At 56.7% G+C, this 18166-nt stretch carries 16 protein-coding genes; 15 read left to right on the top strand and 1 reads right to left on the bottom strand.

Annotation, left to right across the window (positions count from 1 at the left end; translation table 11 throughout):
* Positions 1-346: 346 nt before the first annotated feature.
* A complete protein-coding gene (locus R8G34_01305) occupies positions 347-670 on the top strand; it encodes a hypothetical protein (GenBank protein ID MDW3221521.1) in 324 nt (107 codons plus the stop codon).
* A gap of 62 nt (positions 671-732) precedes the next feature.
* Positions 733-1146, top strand: a complete 414-nt coding sequence (locus tag R8G34_01300; protein MDW3221520.1) for an amidohydrolase family protein — start codon at positions 733-735, stop codon at positions 1144-1146.
* Positions 1147-1289: 143 nt separating this feature from the next.
* On the opposite strand, the gene R8G34_01295 is transcribed toward R8G34_01300, so the two are convergent.
* Complete coding sequence (locus tag R8G34_01295) at positions 1290-1970, bottom strand: GntR family transcriptional regulator (GenBank protein ID MDW3221519.1); 681 nt, start codon at positions 1968-1970, stop codon at positions 1290-1292.
* Between the two features lie 466 nt (positions 1971-2436).
* On the opposite strand from R8G34_01295, the gene R8G34_01290 reads away from it, so the two are divergent.
* The 13 genes from R8G34_01290 to R8G34_01230 all read left to right on the top strand — a co-directional run bounded on the left by R8G34_01290 (position 2437) and on the right by R8G34_01230 (position 18166).
* Positions 2437-3705, top strand: coding sequence for an ABC transporter substrate-binding protein (locus tag R8G34_01290; protein ID MDW3221518.1), 1269 nt, complete (start codon positions 2437-2439; stop codon positions 3703-3705).
* 87 nt (positions 3706-3792) lie between these two features.
* On the top strand, positions 3793-4857 hold the full coding sequence (locus R8G34_01285; protein ID MDW3221517.1) for an iron-containing alcohol dehydrogenase: 1065 nt from the start codon (positions 3793-3795) through the stop codon (positions 4855-4857).
* 29 nt (positions 4858-4886) lie between these two features.
* Positions 4887-6284: an aldehyde dehydrogenase family protein gene (locus R8G34_01280; GenBank protein ID MDW3221516.1), complete on the top strand. Its 1398-nt coding sequence runs from the start codon at positions 4887-4889 to the stop codon at positions 6282-6284.
* A gap of 152 nt (positions 6285-6436) precedes the next feature.
* Positions 6437-7312, top strand: a complete 876-nt coding sequence (locus tag R8G34_01275; protein MDW3221515.1) for an AraC family transcriptional regulator — start codon at positions 6437-6439, stop codon at positions 7310-7312.
* 132 nt (positions 7313-7444) lie between these two features.
* Positions 7445-8458: a branched-chain amino acid ABC transporter permease gene (locus R8G34_01270; GenBank protein ID MDW3221514.1), complete on the top strand. Its 1014-nt coding sequence runs from the start codon at positions 7445-7447 to the stop codon at positions 8456-8458.
* 1 nt (position 8459) lies between these two features.
* Positions 8460-9521 (top strand): branched-chain amino acid ABC transporter permease, encoded by a 1062-nt coding sequence (locus R8G34_01265; GenBank protein MDW3221513.1) that lies wholly within the window; start codon positions 8460-8462, stop codon positions 9519-9521.
* Positions 9518-10315, top strand: coding sequence for an ABC transporter ATP-binding protein (locus R8G34_01260; GenBank protein ID MDW3221512.1), 798 nt, complete (start codon positions 9518-9520; stop codon positions 10313-10315). Before R8G34_01265 ends, R8G34_01260 begins: the two co-directional genes overlap by 4 nt.
* On the top strand, positions 10308-12455 hold the full coding sequence (locus R8G34_01255; GenBank protein ID MDW3221511.1) for an ABC transporter permease: 2148 nt from the start codon (positions 10308-10310) through the stop codon (positions 12453-12455). The genes R8G34_01260 and R8G34_01255 overlap by 8 nt, the downstream gene beginning before the upstream one ends.
* Before the next feature lie 3 nt (positions 12456-12458).
* Complete coding sequence (locus R8G34_01250; protein MDW3221510.1) at positions 12459-13283, top strand: phosphoenolpyruvate hydrolase family protein; 825 nt, start codon at positions 12459-12461, stop codon at positions 13281-13283.
* 18 nt (positions 13284-13301) lie between these two features.
* The gene (locus R8G34_01245; protein ID MDW3221509.1) at positions 13302-16496 is read left to right on the top strand and encodes a flotillin domain-containing protein; all 3195 of its coding nucleotides are present in this window, start codon (positions 13302-13304) and stop codon (positions 16494-16496) included.
* On the top strand, positions 16496-16933 hold the full coding sequence (locus R8G34_01240) for an SRPBCC family protein (GenBank protein MDW3221508.1): 438 nt from the start codon (positions 16496-16498) through the stop codon (positions 16931-16933). The genes R8G34_01245 and R8G34_01240 overlap by 1 nt, the downstream gene beginning before the upstream one ends.
* Before the next feature lies 1 nt (position 16934).
* A complete protein-coding gene (locus tag R8G34_01235) occupies positions 16935-17375 on the top strand; it encodes an SRPBCC family protein (protein MDW3221507.1) in 441 nt (146 codons plus the stop codon).
* A complete protein-coding gene (locus R8G34_01230) occupies positions 17375-18166 on the top strand; it encodes an FAD binding domain-containing protein (protein MDW3221506.1) in 792 nt (263 codons plus the stop codon). Before R8G34_01235 ends, R8G34_01230 begins: the two co-directional genes overlap by 1 nt.

Raw genomic sequence — 18166 nt, 5'->3', positions numbered from 1 at the left:
AAACTGTCTTTCTCCGTCAAATGAGGTTCGAACTGGCGTCGAACTTAAATGGCATTCCATTTGACAGGGTGCCTCGTTCAGGGAATGCATCGCGAAGGAAACACCTGCATTTGACCTCCACGCAGAAAAATGGTGCGAAAAATTGCAGCGCCGAGGTGGTTTGCACAAGGAGTAAGCGTTTTGGAAACTGGAATGGCATGCCATTTGGCAAATGTATCCCTGCTGTGTCCGGTCCAGGGATTCGTTCCTCAAAGCACTCTGCGCATTTGTGAGGGGATTATCGCTAAAATAGGCCAGCCTGCGCGGCCCCGGTGACACCATTGTAGATGAGAAAGGGGCACTTTGTTTGCCGGGGCTGATCACCACGCCCAACTATTCGTCGTTGATGAGTGTGCGCGGCATGATGGAGGGCCTTGGCTTTGCGCCAGCTTACACGCCCGGAGTGCCGCAGGGCCATTCGCTTTGCGAGGAAGAAACGAAGATACTGGCCGGACTTGGGGTAATGGAAATGCTTTGCGCCGGGGCAACGACGTTTGTGGACCACTACCGCATGCCTGATGCCTTGGCCCGGGCAGCGGATGCTCTGGGCGTCCGGGCAATGATTGGCGGGCGGGTAATGGATGTCGATACAGCGGCGCTTGCTTCAGGCACGTTTGAACATGATCCCTAACTGGGGGTGTTACACTGCGGACAGAGCTAGATCTGATCGAGGTCTGGGACAGATCCGACAACATGCGGATCAGTACCATTCTAGCGCTCCATGCACCTGACACCTGTTCGCGTAATCTGTTGAAGATGATGTCTGATCTCGCATCACAGAGGGGTGAGCAAGCGCATACCCATCTGGCGCAATCAGCAATGGAAGTTGCACAGGTCAAGGCGCGCGAAGGAATGACGCCTGCAGAGTTTCTGGATGACGTCGGCTTGCTGATGTCTGATCTGGTCACGGCGCATTGCATTTTTATTGATGAGACGGACGTCCGGCGGGTGGGGCGGGCGCGCGCGATGATCAACTATGCGCCGATTGGCAAAGATGGATTTTGTACTGGATGCAAAGACCTCATTCGACTGGGGAACCGCAGATGCGGCACATGCGCTGCGCGGACACGACTGCACCGGAACGTTCGCATCGGGCGTGCTGGCTGATCTCGTATTGCTTGACCCGCTAGCACCCAACCTGCGACCGGTTATCGACGGGTTCGGGATCGTTACCCTACCCGGGTGGACAAGGCTGAGGTGATCCGGGCGGCGCAAGATATGGCCAGCGGTCTTTGGGCGCGCGCCGCAGGTTAGGTTTCAGCGCTCAAGACCGTTGCGACGGTGCGGCCGGTATTCAGCAAGTGACTGCGCCATACCTGCCGCGCCGCTTCCGAATCCCGGCGACGCAGGGCGACCATCAGTTTTTCATGCTCGCTGACAGCCTCATTCAGCCGATCAGGATCCATGATTGCCATGAACCGGCCGCGGCGTGCGCGCGCCATCAGTTTGACGTGAGTCTCCTGTAGAACAGGATTTCCACACATCGACAGGATCGCGTCGTGTATGGCAGAATTCACGTCGAAATAGGCCTCTGCCTCTGATTTGTCATAGTGCGCCAGCATCTGTGCATGCAGCGATTCCAATGTGTGCAAATCCTCAGGGCTGATGACATTTGCCAACCTTTCAGCGGCGAGGCTCTCCAAGGACGCAATGACGTCAAACATATCAAGCGCCTGCTGCGGGGCGTATTCAGTCACCTGTGCTCCCTTATGACGAGAAATCTCGATCAGATTATCGGCGCGCAGCAGTTTCAATGCCTCGCGTATCGGCGTGCGCGACACGTTCAATTCAGACGACAGTTTGCGTTCCACGATGCGGGCGCCAGACGGCAGCACGCCCTTTACAATACGGTCTCTCAAGATGTCCGCCACCCACTCTGCGACGGCGGTCACATCTCGGTCCGACACTGTTTTATGCGAATTCACGTCCATCCAAACCTCTCGAGCGTAGGCCGATTGAATTACCGGACATCATCCGTCAATTCCATACAACCCCTCGCGTCATTTTTTCCATGGCCTTAAGAGATGCGTTCAGTTTTTCTCAGATCATTGCTGAAGCTGCTCCCCTATATCTGCTGGTATCTGGTGAGGAGTTACGGTCGCGCTGCAAATTCAACAACGTGATGCGCAAGCAAAAGCAACGCGGCGACGCCGAGCCCAACAAGCTGAATGCGGGTGTTACAGGTGATGCGCTGATCTGTTGCGTCTGGCAGGGGAGGCCCTTATCGCCTAAGAACCTTTGCAGTGTTGCACTATGCGCTAACGCGAAAATTGGAAAAATAAGACCCATTGATATGCGGCCGCACTCTGCGAGATCAGTATAAGTCAATTTGCCTGCGACGCTGTTCTCAGAATTGCTGCGCGTGCCGCGTAGCGGATTCATCTTAGGGAGGATTCAATGAAAAAGACGTTCTTAAACAGCTTGTCCGTGGGCGCAATAATGGCTGTGACCGCCGGTGCGTCCTACGCAGACGGCCATAATGCACCGCTGAAAGTTGGCGTTCTGGCAACGCTTGAAGGGACTTACACGGCCCTTGGCGAAGATGGTATTCGCGGTTTGCGTACAGCGCTGGCGACGCTTGGCAATGAAGCCGGGGGGCGCGAAATCGAGTTGATCATCACCTCAACTGATACAACGCCGGACTCTGCGGTGCGTGGCGCGCGCAAACTGGTCGAACAAGACGGTGTTGATATTGTTCTCGGGCCGCTCTCGGGAAGCGAGGGGATCGCGATCCGGGATTATTCGAAAACACAGCCGCAAGTGACCTTTATCAACGGCATCTCGGGCGCGATGGAAACCACTTATGTAACGCCCTCGGACAATTTCTTCCGGTTCAACACGGACGGCTCACAGTGGTCTGCCGGTCTGGGGGACTACGTTTTCAACGAAAAAGGCTATGAAACAGTAGCCACCGTTGGAGAAGACTATTCCTTCATTTACACGCAGGTCTTCGGGTTTGCGACGGAGTTCTGCGCCGCCGGTGGTGAAATCACGGATCGTCTTTGGGTACCGCTTGGCACCAAAGATTTCGGCTCGATCATCGCGGCTTTGCCAGATGACGTGGATGCCATCTATCTCGGTCTTGGCGGCGGTGATGCGGTCAACTTCCTGAACCAGTACCAACAGGCAGGTGGGGACGCGAACCTGATCGGTGGCTCAATCATGGTCGACGGCACCGTGTTGAACTCAAAAGGGTCTGCCAAGGACGCTTTGATTGGTGTACCCTCATCCGGTCCGCAGGCAGACACATGGGACGACGCCGCATGGCAGGCCTATGTCAAGAAGTATCAAGACACGTTTGAACCCGATCAGCGGTTCCCAAGCCCCTCGCTTTTGGCCACGGGGTATTACAACGCCACAACAGCGATGCACACATGTGTTGGCGAAGTTGGCGGGGATCTGAGTGACGGCCACGCGGCGTTCCGGGCTTGCCTCACAGGTCTCGAACTTGATGCGCCAAACGGCAAGATCACTTTGGATGGCAACCGGCAAGCTGTCGGTACCAACTTTGTGACGGAAGTGTTTGAGCAGGATGACGGCACATTGGCCACCAAACTGGTGTCGATGAAAGAAGGCGTGACCCAGACCCTTGGTCTGAGCAAAGAGTCCTTTGATGCCATCGGTCTGCCGGGACGTGAAGTTCCGGTGTGTAAATCATCCTACTGATGGTTTCTCCCTGATGGTCGGGCGGCGTTTTACGTCGCCTGACTGTCTTTTTTCAAATTTGACCTTCCCTGCCAGCGGTGCTTGATCATGACGCTGATAACATATCCTGTGCGCGCCCATTTTGCCGATGGAGTCCTTGAAGAGGCCCTCCGGTCAGAATTGGAAACTCACCATTTTGATGCGCCCTTGGTCATCAGCGATGTGGCCGAGACGGGGAGCGAATTCAGCGAGCGGTTGTTTTCCAGTTTTCCGAGGGGATACAAGCCGGTGCACTATGCGATCCCGGCGCATACCCGTAAGTCGGATGCCGCATCGGAGGTTCGGGCCCTTGCCAGTTACAAGCAGCCCAATGTCCTGATCGCTTATGGATCGGCGCGAGCGATCGAATACGCCAGAAAATGCCGTCAGGTTCTGCAGCAGGATCATCCGTCCAAAGCTCGCATTGATCTCTTTGCGATACCTGGCGTTGATGGGTTGCCGGGACCCTGCCGCAAAGGGTGTGAACCCGGAGAGCTCCCGTCTGATTTATCCATTCGCATGGGACTGCCGACGATACTGATCTGTGATCCAACTGTGACACTTGGCGCGGACCCGGCGGTGAGTGCGCGTGCTGCGGTCACCACTCTGGTGCAATGCCTTGAGGCTTACCTGTCGACGGCGTTCAATCCACCCGCTGACGGAATGGCGTTGGATGGTTTGCACAGGGTCGCGCAGATGTTGCCGCATCTGAGGAATGAAACCCTTGAGGTGCGCCGCGAATTGATGGCAGCCGCGTTCAACGCGATGTTGTGCCAGCAAAAGGGCGTCGGACCCGCGCAGGTCATTGGCGAGGCTCTGAAGGCGATCCACAATGGTGACCTGAACGCGCATCTTGCTGCTGGTTTGCTGTTGCCGGGCGTGTTGCGTTCTCAGGACGCGACGGAAGACAAGCGCGACCTGGCACGGAAAATGCTGAACTTTGAGGAAGAAACGCATTTGCCGGAAGGCCTGGCAAAACTGCTCATGGGCATTCAGATGCCGCAATCTCTGTCCGAACTGGGCGTGGTCCGCAGTGATATGGTAAGGGTTGCCAGCAACCTCTCGGATCGGCTTACGCTCCCCGCGCGCTCGGGCGGTGGCGACGTCATGGAAATCATGGAGGCTGTATTTTGAAGCCGCTTTTCATCGGGGGAAGCCGGGTAGTGACCTCCAGCAGTACAAAAAACATAAACCCCTCCGACATTTCAGATGTGATTGATGAATACGCTCAGGCTGGGGTGGCCGAAACACAGGCTGCGGTGCGCGCAGCGCGAGCGGCATTTGACGCGTGGTCCTTTTCCACGCCACTGCAACGCCATGATATCTTGAAAATCGCCGGTGATGAAATTCTCGCCCGAAAAACAGAGCTCGGTGCGCTGTTGAGCCGTGAAGAAGGCAAAATCCTGTCCGAAGGTATCGCTGAAATCACGCGTGCAGGCCAGATTTTCCACTTCTTTGCGGGTGAAGCGTTGCGGTTGATGGGAGAGGTCGTTCCCTCCGTGCGCCCGGGCATTGGGATTGAGATCACCCGCGAGCCGGTCGGTGTCATCGGGGTCATTGCACCGTGGAATTTTCCTGCGGCAATCCCCGCGTGGAAAATCGCACCCGCGCTGTGTTTCGGAAATACTATAGTGTTCAAACCTGCAGAACTGGTGCCTGCAACCGCATGGGAAATTACCGATATTCTGCACCGCGCTGGACTGCCAGATGGGGTGCTCAACCTCTTGATGGGTCTTGGCTCCGTGGTGGGTCAAACCATGTTGGATGATCCGGGCATTGATGCGATCACTTTTACTGGGTCGCAGGCCACAGGCGCGCGGGTGGCGCAGGCTTGCGTAACCCATATGCGCAAAATGCAGCTTGAGATGGGGGGTAAAAACCCGCTTGTTGTCTTGGATGACGCGGATCTTGATGTGGCAGTAGACGCGGCACTGAACGGTACGTTCTTCTCAACGGGCCAGCGGTGCACCGCGTCATCGCGATTGATTGTAACCGAGGGCATTCATGGACGCTTTGTTGATGCGCTGAGCGAGCGGATGCGAGACCTCAAAGTGGGCCATGCATTGAATGCCGATACGCAGATCGGTCCAGTGGTTGACGCGACTCAGTTAGAGCAGGATCTGGAGTATATTGAAGTTGCATGCCGTCAGGGTGGTTCGCTTAGAGGGGGTGGCGCGCGCGTTTCGCGTGAGACTGACGGATTCTTTCTTGAGCCAGCGTTAATTACGGAAACAGTCCCGGACATGCGCATCAACAAGGAGGAAGTTTTCGGCCCCGTGGCTTCTGTGATCCGCGTGCGGGACTATGATGAAGCGCTGCATGTCGCCAATGATTGTGACTTTGGGCTTACAGCGGGGATTTGTACGACAAGCCTGAAATATGCCAGTGATTTCAAGCGTAAAGCAGAAGCCGGAATGGTCATGGTGAACCTGCCAACGGCGGGTGTGGACTATCACGTCCCCTTTGGCGGACGCAAAGCCTCAAGTTATGGCCCCCGCGAACAAGGCAGCCATGCCCGTGAGTTTTTTACGACCATAAAAACCGCATATACCGCGCCTTGAGAGCCGTTTTTGATCACACCCAGCATCTCTTGAAGTAACCCAAAGTATGATTTTTGGCCCGACGTACTTGCCAGGTGCCCCTGACTCGTGCGGCACTGTGGGCCAGACAAGCGCCCGCGCAAGAGGCGCGATCTGATGTTTGGGAGGACATCATGAGCCATGCAATCGCAGTTTCACATGGGGAGTTCGGTCGTGCCGCTCTCTATAAACTCAACAAGCCGATTATTACGCATGCCCACCGGGAGGGGCATCTGATCTTCTACATAGACGGGACACCGAACACGGTGACTGTTTCTGATGAAGCGCATCCAAACAACCCGGAATTCGCCACTGCGGTGAGCCCTTGGGCGCCGCACAGCTATAATCAGGTCGAAAACGGCGAAACCATTTGCCTGACGCTCTATATCAAACCCATGTGGTTTCTGGAAAACAGCGTTTCTGCCGAATATGCGTTGAATTTCGGATCGACGCGGCTGCGAATTACCCCGGCGATCTCGGATCTGATCAAGCGTCTGACCGCACATCTTTTGGAAGAGGAGGTGCATTCTCAATTCGACAATCTGCTGTATTGCCTGACGCGCGAATGCTTTGACTGGTCGTGGAAAACCACAAATGCCACCCAGATGTGCAATGTCAGTGATCGTTTCAGCGACTTTCGGGTGCGCAAATCCCTGCGCGTGATGCAGGAGCGCATGACCGAAGATGTCGAGATGGAAGAGCTGGCGCGCACGGTCGGTCTGTCGCGGCCGCATTTTTTCAAATTGTTCAAACAACAGCTAGGTGTCACGCCGAGCGTTTACATGAACACGCTGCGCTCTGAACAGGCAATTGACGATCTGCTGACCACCGAAAAGACCGTCACGGATATTGCGTTTGATCTGGGCTTTTCAAGTCAGGCCAGCTTCACACGCTTCTTTTCGTCCAATGTGGGCATCGCCCCGAGCGAATACCGCAGGGTCGCGCATGTGAGCGGCTCCACTTTTGCGATGATGGGCCAACCCACAAGACTTTCAGGTATGCCGGGATAGCGGTTCTCGCACTACGCTGACATCACAGACGCCGTATTTTGCCAACTCAAAGCGGCGCGTTGGGAGGACATCATTGACCTGTGTGTATTGCAGCCTGTCTGCACGCGGTAGCGCTGTGCTTTGGGGATATTTGTGAGAGCTTTCGCAAATAGCCACCCGGTGTGGACAGCCGTGCTGGCTGTTGTATCGGTCGTTCTGCTTTGGCTGATTTTTGCGATCTGGCCGCCAGAGTTGATCGACGTCATTGGTCGTAAAAAAGTATTCCTCAACGCGCTCTTTAACGGCATCACCTTGGGCGGGCTGTATTTCCTCGTGGCTTCCGGCTTCACGCTGATCTTCGGGCTGATGCGGAATGTTAATCTGGCGCATGGCTCGCTCTATTTGTTGGGTGGCTACGTTGGCTTTTTTGTCGCGGATGCAACCGGATATTGGCTTCTGGCGTTCCCGGTGGCCTTTGTCGTCGTCGGGTTCTTTGGCGTCTTGCTGCAGATCCTGATCTTTCGCCGTATGGAGGGCGATGATTTGCGCCAAACTCTTGTGACCATTGGTATTTCCATCGTGATGGCTGATCTGATGCTTTGGGGGTTTGGGGGGGATTTCTTCAATATTTCGCCGCCCGCGTGGCTGTCCGGCCCGATGGAAACGTTTTTCGTGACAGGCGTAAAACGCTCCTCGGGTGACCTGATTTACATGAAATACCCTATGGTGCGCATCGTGATTTTTGTGGCCTCTGTGGTTGTCGGTGTTGGCATGTGGCTTGCGCTAAACAAAACCCGGATCGGCATGATGATCCGTGCAGGCGTTGATGATCGTGACATGTTGTCAGCCACCGGATCACGTATCCAACTGGTGTTTGTTGCCGTCTTTGCCTTTGGGGCCGGGTTGGCAGGGATTGCGGGTGTTGTCGGCGGCACATTCCAATCCGTCGCACCGGGAGAGGACATTCGTTTTCTGCTGGCTTCGCTTGTGGTTGTGATCGTGGGGGGCATGGGCTCGATCCCGGGTGCCGCTTTGGGTGCGCTGCTGATCGGCCTGGCGGAACAGTTTGGCTCTGTCTATTTCCCGACCTACGCTGTGGTGCTGACCTTTCTGATCATGGTGATCGTGCTGGCTTTCCGCCCCCAAGGCCTGATGGGAAAATCCTGATATGGCCGTTGCAGACAACCATACGGCACAGAACAGTGATCATCGCACATGGGTCGAACGCATTCCGGCACCCTATTGGATTGGCGGTGTCTTACTACTGATCATCCCCAGTTTTGCGTCGAATTTCGTGATGTACCAGATTTTTGGCTGGACCTTCATTCTAGGCATGATCGCGCTGAGCTTGATGTTTCTGGGCGGGTACGGCGGCATGGTCAGTCTGGCGCAGATGACGTTTGCGGGTTTTGCCGGATACCTCGTTGCGATTTTCGGGGACAGCGCCATCACTGGGATTTCGATGGGCATGCCCTGGTGGCTGACCATCCCGCTCGCGTTGCTTTTGACGGTCCTGTTTGCCACCGCAATCGGTTGGCTCGCCGTGCGCACTGAGGGCATTTATACGATCATGATTACCCTCGCGATCGCAGCGGCATTTTTCTATTTCACGCGGCAAAATTACGATCTCTTCAATGGGTTTCAGGGCTTCAACGGGGTGTTCCCGCCAGAGCTTCTTGGGGTGAATTGGCGCGGACCCAAGGCGTTTTATTACATGACGCTGTTCTTTGCGGTCCTGAGTTATCTCGCCGTGCTCTATATCTCGCGCGCGCCGTTTGGTTTGGCCCTGCAAGGGGTGCGCGATAACCCGCGCCGGATGGCAGCGCTTGGATACAATGTAACCGCGCACCGGGTCGCAGCCTACGCTCTTGCGGCGATCCCTGCTGGTGTCGGTGGCATCCTTCTGACCTGGCAATCTGCACAGATATCGCCCGGAACGGTGGGCATCCAAGCAGCCATAGACATTCTTGTGATCGCAGTGATTGGTGGGATGTCGCACCCCATCGGCGCGTTTCTTGGGGCCTTTATCTATGTTCTGCTCAAGACCTTTGCCATTGATGTGCTGATCGCGCTTGGTTTGTCCGGTGAACGATTCCAGCTTTTGATCGGCCTAGGCTTTCTGATCATCGTGCTGTTTTCAACGGATGGCCTTCTGGGCCTGTGGAAGCGCCTGAAAGACAGCCGGCAAAAAGACCCGCTGACAGGGCGCGATACTGGTACATCGCCATGAGTGCTGCCGTACCAAATGTCTCTGACCGGATGAAATCGACCGGTACCGAATTCGCACTCGAATTGCGCAATGTGTCCAAGAAATTTGGCGCATTGGTGGCGCTCGCTGATATCAACATGACCGTACACCCAGGTGAAAGGCACGCGGTACTTGGATCAAACGGGGCCGGAAAAACGACCCTGTTCAATTGCATCACCGGGGATTTCCCGCCCTCAACCGGGGCCATCCGGTTTTTTGGCGAGGACGTCTCTGCTTTTCCTGCACAGGAACGGATTCGGCGGGGGTTGCGCCGTACGTATCAGATTTCGTTGCTGTTCCACGGTCTCAGCGTGATCGACAATGTCTATCTGGCCTGCCGGGGCGTTTCGCGCGGGCGGTTTTCCCTGATACGGCCTCGCTATGATGACGCGCTGATGGCGACCGCGCGGGATCTGGTGCATATGGTGCATCTGGACGATGTCCAGGACTCGATGGTCAGCACCTTGAGCTATGGCCAACAGCGCCAACTCGAGATCGCGATGGCGTTATCCGGTGCGCCGCGCTTTATCCTGTTTGATGAACCTGCGGCCGGGCTAAGCCCAACGGAGCGGACGGAATTGATTGAAATCCTGACCGGGCTGCCCGCCCATGTCGGCTACATCATCATTGAGCACGACATGGATGTGGCGCTGCGCGTCTCTGACATGGTGACGATGATGCACAACGGGCGCATTTTCAAAGAGGGCAAACCCGCCGAGATCGAAGAGGATCCAGAAGTGCAGGCGCTTTATCTGGGGGGCGGCGAAGATGAGTAGCCCAACTTTGGAAATCAAAGACCTCAACGTCTATTACGGCCAGTCCCACGCGCTGCAAGGGGTGAACCTGACGCTGGAGCATGGCGTTTTATCCGTGGTCGGGCGTAACGGCATGGGCAAAACCACCATGTGCAAGGCGATCATGGGGTTGGAACCAACCGCCGCCGGTTCAATCAGCTTCAATGGTCAATCACTGGCCGGTCTTGGGCCCGCAGAAATCGCCCGTCTGGGCATTGGCTATGTCCCGCAGGGGCGGCGGCTCTGGAAATCTTTGACGGTTGATGAACACCTGCGGCTGGTGGCAATCAAGGGTGGCAGTTGGACACCTGAGCGGATTTATTCGGTTTTTCCGCGCCTCGCTGAACGTAAATCAAATGGCGGTGGCCAATTGTCGGGCGGTGAACAGCAAATGCTGGCCATTGGACGCGCGCTGTTGCTGAATCCGAAACTGCTGGTGATGGACGAGCCGACCGAAGGCCTCGCCCCGGTGATTGTCACGCAAGTACAGGAAATGTTGATCCGACTTGGTCAAGAAGGCGACATCGACGTTCTGGTGATCGAACAAAACATCGGCGTGGCGTGTGCCGTCGCTGAGCAGGTCGCAATCATGGTCAATGGCAAGATCAACCGGAGCATGGACGCAGGTGTCTTGGCCGCCGACCGCGATTTGCAACAGGCGCTTCTGGGCGTTGGACGCCACGCGCATGATGAAACGCCTGAACCGGGTCAGACGGCAACGCCTGCCACGGAAGAAAAACACCACAAAGGCCCGGTGAAGCTGTATCTTTCCAATCCCAAGGTGCCGACACGTTGGACCCCGCCGGTGCCGGTGCATGTCATTGAAACTTCTGCCCGCACGGTGACGCAGGTTGCCAGTGTTCAACAGGCTGCACCGGTGCGTGTGGATGCTGCAAAAAGCGGCACGGTCTATGTCTGCGGCACGCTTGATACCAAGGGAGACGAGTTGCGCTTTATGCGTGACATCATCATAGGCCAGGGTGTGAAGGTCGCGCTTGTCGATCTGTCCACCTCTGGCAAACCGTCGGGCGCAGAGGTACCGCCCCATGCAATCGCGGGTTTTCACCCGCGCGGTTCCGCGGCCGTCTTCACGGGTGATCGTGGCACGGCCGTGGCGGGCATGACGGTGGCATTTGAACGTTGGATGACGGGACGGCACGATGTTGCCGGGCTGATCGGGGCAGGCGGGTCTGGCGGTACAGCGCTTGTGGCCCCTGGGTTCCGCGTGCCACCCGTCGGGGTCCCGAAACTGATCGTATCGACCGTCGCCAGCGGCAATACCGAACAATACGTGGGGCCTTCAGACATTACGCTGATGCATTCTGTGGCGGATGTGCAGGGGCTCAATTCGATCACCCGCGAGGTGCTTGGGAATGCGGCGCATGCCATCGCTGGCATGACCAAAGCCCGCCAACAGACGCGCGCCGCGCAAACAGACAAACCCGCGATCGGGATCACCATGTTCGGCGTGACCACGCTTTGTGTGCAGCAAATCGTGTCGGATCTGGAAAGCGACTACGATTGCCTTGTGTTCCATGCGACCGGGACAGGCGGACGGTCGATGGAAAAACTGCTGTCCTCGGGCATGCTCGCAGGGGCGCTTGATCTGACCACAACCGAGGTTTGCGACATGGTCGCGGGCGGTGTTTTTGCGGCCAATGAGACTCGTTTCGATGCCGCTGCACAAAGTAGTTTGCCTTTCATCGGGTCTTGCGGTGCGCTCGACATGGTGAACTTTAATGCGCCCGAAACCGTGCCTGCCAAATTTCAAGGGCGATTGTTCTACGAACACAATCCGCAGATTACGCTGATGCGGACGACTGTGGACGAAAACGTCGCAATGGGGCGGTTCATCGGTGAAAAAATCAACAATATGAACGGTGTGGTGCGGTTTTTCCTACCCGAGGGCGGCGTGTCAGCACTGGATGCGCCAGACCAACCGTTTTGGGATCCGGATGCGAATAGAGCCCTGTTTGAGACACTCGAACAGACCGTACGCACAACGGCAAACCGGCAATTGATCCGCACGCCTCACAACATCAATGACCCTGAATTTTCAGCGCTTGTGATCAAGACTTTCCGGTCGCTTCACACGCAACCTCGCCTGGCGAAAGGAGCCTGATCCATGATCGACCGCGACACTTTAATGCAGAATTTCCGAGCCATGCGTGATGCCGGCGAACCCATCATTGGCGGTGGTGCTGGCACGGGGCTGTCGGCGAAATGCGAAGAGGCGGGCGGCATTGATCTGATCGTGATCTATAACTCCGGACGTTACCGTATGGCAGGGCGTGGATCGCTTGCCGGGCTCATGCCGTATGGGGATGCAAACGGCGTGGTCATGGAAATGGCCGGTGAAGTGCTGCCGGTGGTCAAACACACACCCGTTCTCGCTGGGGTCTGTGCTTCAGATCCATTTCGCTTGATGGATAAGTTTCTGGATCAGGTGGCGGATGCCGGCTTTTCCGGCGTTCAGAACTTTCCGACTGTAGGCCTGATCGACGGTAATTTCCGTGCCAACCTCGAAGAAACGGGCATGTCCTATCAACTCGAAGTCGACATGATCGCCGCCGCCCATAAAAAGGGCCTGCTGACCACGCCTTACGTGTTCAGCGAAGCGGATGCAAAGGCCATGGCCGAAGCCGGAGCCGACATCATCGTGGTGCATCTTGGCCTGACAACGGGTGGATCAATTGGCGCGGAAACCGGCTGCACGCTGGAACAGGCACCGGCGCTGACGGATGCATGGGCCAAGGCGGCGCTGGACGTGAACCCGAACGCCATCGTGTTGGTGCACGGGGGCCCTGTTGCTATGCCCGAAGACGCGGAATTCGTTTTGAAAAATACAAAATACTGCCACGGATTTTACGGCGCATCCTCAATGGAACGCTTGCCGACCGAGGTCGCGCTGACCGCACAAACCAAGAGATTCAAGGAAATCGGCCGCTAAGCCGAAGGAGGAAACACCATGACCGGAGAACTGATTGGACAGCTGATTTTATGGCTGATCATGGCGGTAATCGTCGTTTTCATCCTCTATTGGGTGATGAACTGGCTCTATCGCCGCTCAACCAAGGAAGTCGCGTTTGTGCGCACGGGTTTCCTGGGCGAGAAGGTCGTGATCAATGGCGGCGCATTCGTCTGGCCGATCATTCACGACATCACGCCGGTCAATATGAACTCGCTTGATATGAACCTGGTGCGCCAGCGGGAAAACGCGCTGATCACTAAGGATCGCATGCGGGTGGACGTGGATGCGTCTTTCTACGTGCGGGTCAAACAGGAAAAGGCCTCTGTTGCATTGGCCGCCTCGACGCTGGGGCGCCGCACGCTGGAGCCGGAACGTATCCATCAACTGCTGTCGGGTCGGTTCATTTCGGCGCTGCGCACAGTGGCGGCCGAAATGACGATGGAAGAGCTGCATATGCAGCGCAACGATTACCTCAACCGTGTGATTGAGGTCGCTCAGGAGGGGTTGAACGCCAACGGTCTGGAACTTGAAAGCGTTGCTGTTTTGGACATCGATCAGACGGATATTGAGTACTTTAATCCTTCCAATCGGTTTGATGCCGAGGGCCTGACATCGGTGATTGCTGCCGTGGAAGAGCGCCGCAAACTGCGCAATGACATCGAGCAGGACACGATGATCAAAATCCGCGAACGCAATCTGGAAGCAGAACGCAAGTCACTGGATATTGAACGAGAGTCCGAATCCGCGCGACTGGATCAGGAACGCGACATCGAATTCCAACGTGCCCAACAACGCGCGGAACTGACGCGCGAGCGGGCGGAGAGGGAGAAGGAGGCGGAACAGGCGTCGCTTTTGTCCAAAGAGGCCATTGAAACCTCGCGCATCTCCAATGATGAACAGATCGCCGAAGCCCGCATTGCTTCAGAGCGCAAGATCCGCCAGCAGGAGATTGCGCGCCAGCAAGTGATCGATGAGGCCGAAATCGCAACCCGCGAAACCGTGGAAAAGGCGCGAATATCGCAAGAACGCGTCCTGACTGAGACGCGGATCAAATCGGAAAAAGACACGCAAGCTGCTGATATCGCCGCCAAGGAAACGATAGAAAAGGCGCGTATTTCACAAGAGAAAACCCTGACCGAGGCGCGGATCGCCAGAGATCAGGAAACCCAGAGCAAAGAAATCGAGCGCCAGCGCATCGTTGATGAAGCCGACATTTCCGCCAAGGAAGTGATTGAAAAGGCGCGTATTGCTCAGGAACGTGCAGTGACGCAGGCCCGGATCGAATTGGAGCGTTCCACCCGCGAAACGGAGATTGCGCGGAACCTCTCCATTGAGGAGGCCGAGATTGCGTCACGCGAAGCCTCGGAAAGGTTGCGCATCGCACAGGAGCAGACCATCAGCCGCGAGCGGATCAGTTCAGATAAGGAAACGCGTCAGTTGGAGATCGAGCGCCAGAAGGTGCTTGAAGAGGCCGAGATTGCATCGCAGCAAGCGACAGAAGCTGCCCGGATTGCCAGAGAAAAAGCGCTGGCCGCTGAACGGATCGCATCCCAGCAAACGACACGGGCTTTGGAGATTGAGCAACGTAAAACGCTGGATCGTGCCGAGATTGCCGCGCATGAAGAAACGTCGAAGGAACGCATTGCGCAAGAAGAGCGTATTCGCGGGTTGGAAATCGCGCGCAATCGCGCCGTGGAAGAAGCCGAGATTGCTGCGCGAGAAGAGGTGGAGAAATCCCGGATTGCACAGGAACGTGCTTTGGCGGTTCAACGCATCGACGCGCAGGAGAAAACAGAAGAACGCGATGTTGCACGCACCCGCGCGTTAGCCAAGGCTGAAACGGCCAAAGCCGAAGCCATCGAGGCCGGTCGTATTGCCAAGGAAAAGAAAGTTGCCGCCGAACGCATTGCCTATGAGCAGGACATGCGGGAGCGTGAGATCGCCAAAAATCGCGCGGTTGATGTCGCCAACTTGACGGCGCAGGAAACCGTCAACGCGGCGCGGATTGCCGAAGAGGCCAGGACGCGGGCGGCTGAGATCGAGAAAGAGGCCGAAGTGAGGTCGCGCGAGATCGAGAAGAACGAGGCGGTGGAGGCCGCTGAAATCAGTTCACGCCGCTTGGTGGAAAGCCAACGCATTGAGAAAGAAGCCGAAACCACTGCGGATAAAATCGCGCGGGATCAGAAAATCCGCGATCTTGAGATCGCCCGTAACAAGGCATTGGATGCCGCCCAAATTGCCGCTGATGAGGCGGTTGAGGCGGCCCGTGTGGTCAAAGAGAAAACAGTTGATGCCGAACGCATTCTGGCCGAGCAGGAAATCGATGCCAAGAAGCTGGAGCGCAAAAAGGTGTTGGAGCAGTTGGAAATCGCGCGCGTTCAAGCGTTGCGCGAGGCCGAAATCACCAGCCAGGAGGACGTAGAGCGCGCCAAGATCGCCTCCGAGAGAGGATTGGATGATGCACGCATTGGGCATCAGACCGAACGACGTCGTTTGGAAATCGCCCGCGAAAAAGCGGTCGAAGAGGCCAGCATGGAAAAGGCCATAGCGCTATATCAGAAATCGTTGGATGAAAGTGCTGCCGCCGTGGAAGCCGAAAATGCGCGTGCGCGTGCAGTTGCCGCTGCCGAGAAGGTCAAGACGGCTACTGACACGGAAATTGCGTCTCGTCAAAAGGTCGTGGGCGTAACTGCTGCCGAACTGCAAGCTGAAGAAAAACGCATTGCAGCCGAGGCCGAGAAGGTCCGCGCCGCAGTCGAAGCGGAGGCCGCGCGCCTAATTAACGAGGCCGAAAATGTTCTCAGCGACGAGGCCCGCCACAGCCTGTTCAAACGCAAGATGCTGGAACATGTCGAAGGTATCGTCACAGCTTCGGCCAAGCCGTTGGAAAAGATCAACGACATCAAGATCATGCAATTAGGTGGCTCCGGTACCCAAGGGCTGGATTGGGCCAATGGGGGCGGGGATGGCGGCTCCGGTGGAGGAGGCGGAGCGAGCCCCACAGACGAGGTGATGAATTCAGCGCTGCGCTACCGCGTGCAAGCGCCCTTTGTGGACAGCTTGTTGACCGACATCGGGATCGATGGCTCCAACATCGCCAAGTCGGACATCTTTCGCAATGCATCCGACATGTCCCGGTCCACATCCGAGATTGCGCGCGCCAAGGCTCAGCAAAAGAAGGATGACAAGTAATGGCACGCGTTTTTGTATCAAGCGTGATCAACGCGTCCGCGGAATCCGTCTGGGAAAGAGTACGTGATTTCAATGCATTGCCCAAGTGGCATCCGCGCATCCGAGACAGCCGGATTGAGGACGCGCTGCCCTCAGACAAGGTGGGATGTATTCGAAATTTCAACCTGCAATCGGGTGACATGATCCGCGAGCAACTGTTGGGGCTGAGCGATTATGACATGTTTTGCACCTACAGCATGCTCGAAGGGCCCATGCCGCTGTCGGATTATGTGGCGACACTTCGGTTGACGCCAGTGACCGACGGCACCCGGTGTTTTGCGGAATGGTCCGCCGAGTTTTCCTGCGATCCCAAGGATGAGAGCGATTTGGTCGCAGGCATTGGGACCAATGTGTTTCAGGGCGGGTTTGATGCGCTCAAACGGCATTTCGGGGGCTGATATGGTTCACGTGGTCCGCAGCACCGTTCTGGACGCACCCATCGAGGCGGTTTGGGAAGAACTGCGCGATTTTAACGGGCATGATCGCTGGCATCCTGCTGTCGCTGACAGCCAGATTGAACGGGGCCGCGACGCGGACCGCGTGGGATGTGTACGCAAGTTTCACCTCGAGGATGGGTCGGAATTGCGCGAACAGCTTTTGACCCTCTCGGACATGGAAACGGCGTTCAGCTATTGCCTGTTGGAGACACCAATTCCGCTGTTCAACTACGTCGCCCATGTGCGTCTGGTGCCCGTCACCGACGGCGATCAGACGTTCTGGGAGTGGGAGTCAAAGTTCGACACGCCCGCGGGGCAAGCCGAGGGCATGGCGGCACTTGTGGGCAATGACATTTACCAAGCCGGGTTCGACGCGATCCGGTCACATATGGGGTTGAATTGATGTTGAGCGTAGAGACCTATCCAACCTTGGCGCAGGCCGCCGCGCATGTGGGGGCTACATCGCAATTTCTGGCGGGCGGGACGCTTTTGATGCGGGCCGTCAACTATGGCGATCAGCGGTTTGATAAGATCCTGCGCGTCACGCAGCCTGATGCCCGCATACAGCAAGAAGGTGCGCGCATCCGCATTGGCGCCGGCGCGACCATGTGCGATGTGCTGTCCGCACGGGATCTGGATTTCTTGCACCCCGTTGCGCGTCAGATTGGGGGACCTGCCATTCGCAATATGGCGACGGTCGGGGGGAATCTTTTTGCGCCGCATCCTTACGGTGATTTGGCCACGGCGTTGCTTGCACTGGACGCTGAGGTGATCTGGGCGGATGGGCGTAGTGAAACGATAGAAACCTTCTTTGCCGGGCGCGCTAATGCGCGCGGGTTGGTGCAGGCGGTGACCATCGCGCGCCCCAATACGGGCGAGTTTCGCTGGTCCAAGGTCAGTCGCGTAAAGCCTAAAGGGATCTCCGTCATGGCCATTGCGGCGTGGCTCCCCGGTGTGGCGCGTCCCAGCAACACGCGGCTGGCTTTTGGCGCGATGGGCCCAACACCGCTGCGGGCCAAGGTGGCTGAAGCGGCGCTGAACAACGCATCGCTCGATGAAGCCGGTATTGCGCCGGCGCTCGTGGTCTGCACGCAGGATTTGCAGCCACAAGACGATCCACTGGCCACCGCATGGTATCGTCGCGAAGTCGCCCCAGTGCATTTGAAACGTCTTCTTTTAAACGGGGGGCGCTGA

The organism is Paracoccaceae bacterium (genome assembly GCA_033344815.1).
GTDB lineage: Bacteria > Pseudomonadota > Alphaproteobacteria > Rhodobacterales > Rhodobacteraceae > Roseobacter.
The sequence above is the reverse complement of the archived record's forward strand: the minus strand, read 5'-3'. Positions and strand labels throughout refer to the sequence as shown.

Excerpts from the sequence above, each read along its gene's own strand:
- R8G34_01275 (MDW3221515.1), top strand. The coding sequence starts at position 6,437 with ATGAGCCATGCAATCGCAGTTTCACATGGGGAGTTCGGTCGTGCCGCT.
- R8G34_01250 (MDW3221510.1), top strand. The coding sequence starts at position 12,459 with ATGATCGACCGCGACACTTTAATGCAGAATTTCCGAGCCATGCGTGAT.
- R8G34_01245 (MDW3221509.1), top strand. The coding sequence starts at position 13,302 with ATGACCGGAGAACTGATTGGACAGCTGATTTTATGGCTGATCATGGCG.
- R8G34_01240 (MDW3221508.1), top strand. The coding sequence starts at position 16,496 with ATGGCACGCGTTTTTGTATCAAGCGTGATCAACGCGTCCGCGGAATCC.
- R8G34_01230 (MDW3221506.1), top strand. The coding sequence starts at position 17,375 with ATGTTGAGCGTAGAGACCTATCCAACCTTGGCGCAGGCCGCCGCGCAT.
- R8G34_01295 (MDW3221519.1), bottom strand. The coding sequence starts at position 1,970 with ATGGACGTGAATTCGCATAAAACAGTGTCGGACCGAGATGTGACCGCC.
- R8G34_01285 (MDW3221517.1), top strand. The coding sequence starts at position 3,793 with ATGACGCTGATAACATATCCTGTGCGCGCCCATTTTGCCGATGGAGTC.
- R8G34_01260 (MDW3221512.1), top strand. The coding sequence starts at position 9,518 with ATGAGTGCTGCCGTACCAAATGTCTCTGACCGGATGAAATCGACCGGT.
- R8G34_01255 (MDW3221511.1), top strand. The coding sequence starts at position 10,308 with ATGAGTAGCCCAACTTTGGAAATCAAAGACCTCAACGTCTATTACGGC.
- R8G34_01235 (MDW3221507.1), top strand. The coding sequence starts at position 16,935 with ATGGTTCACGTGGTCCGCAGCACCGTTCTGGACGCACCCATCGAGGCG.
- R8G34_01300 (MDW3221520.1), top strand. The coding sequence starts at position 733 with ATGCGGATCAGTACCATTCTAGCGCTCCATGCACCTGACACCTGTTCG.
- R8G34_01290 (MDW3221518.1), top strand. The coding sequence starts at position 2,437 with ATGAAAAAGACGTTCTTAAACAGCTTGTCCGTGGGCGCAATAATGGCT.
- R8G34_01265 (MDW3221513.1), top strand. The coding sequence starts at position 8,460 with ATGGCCGTTGCAGACAACCATACGGCACAGAACAGTGATCATCGCACA.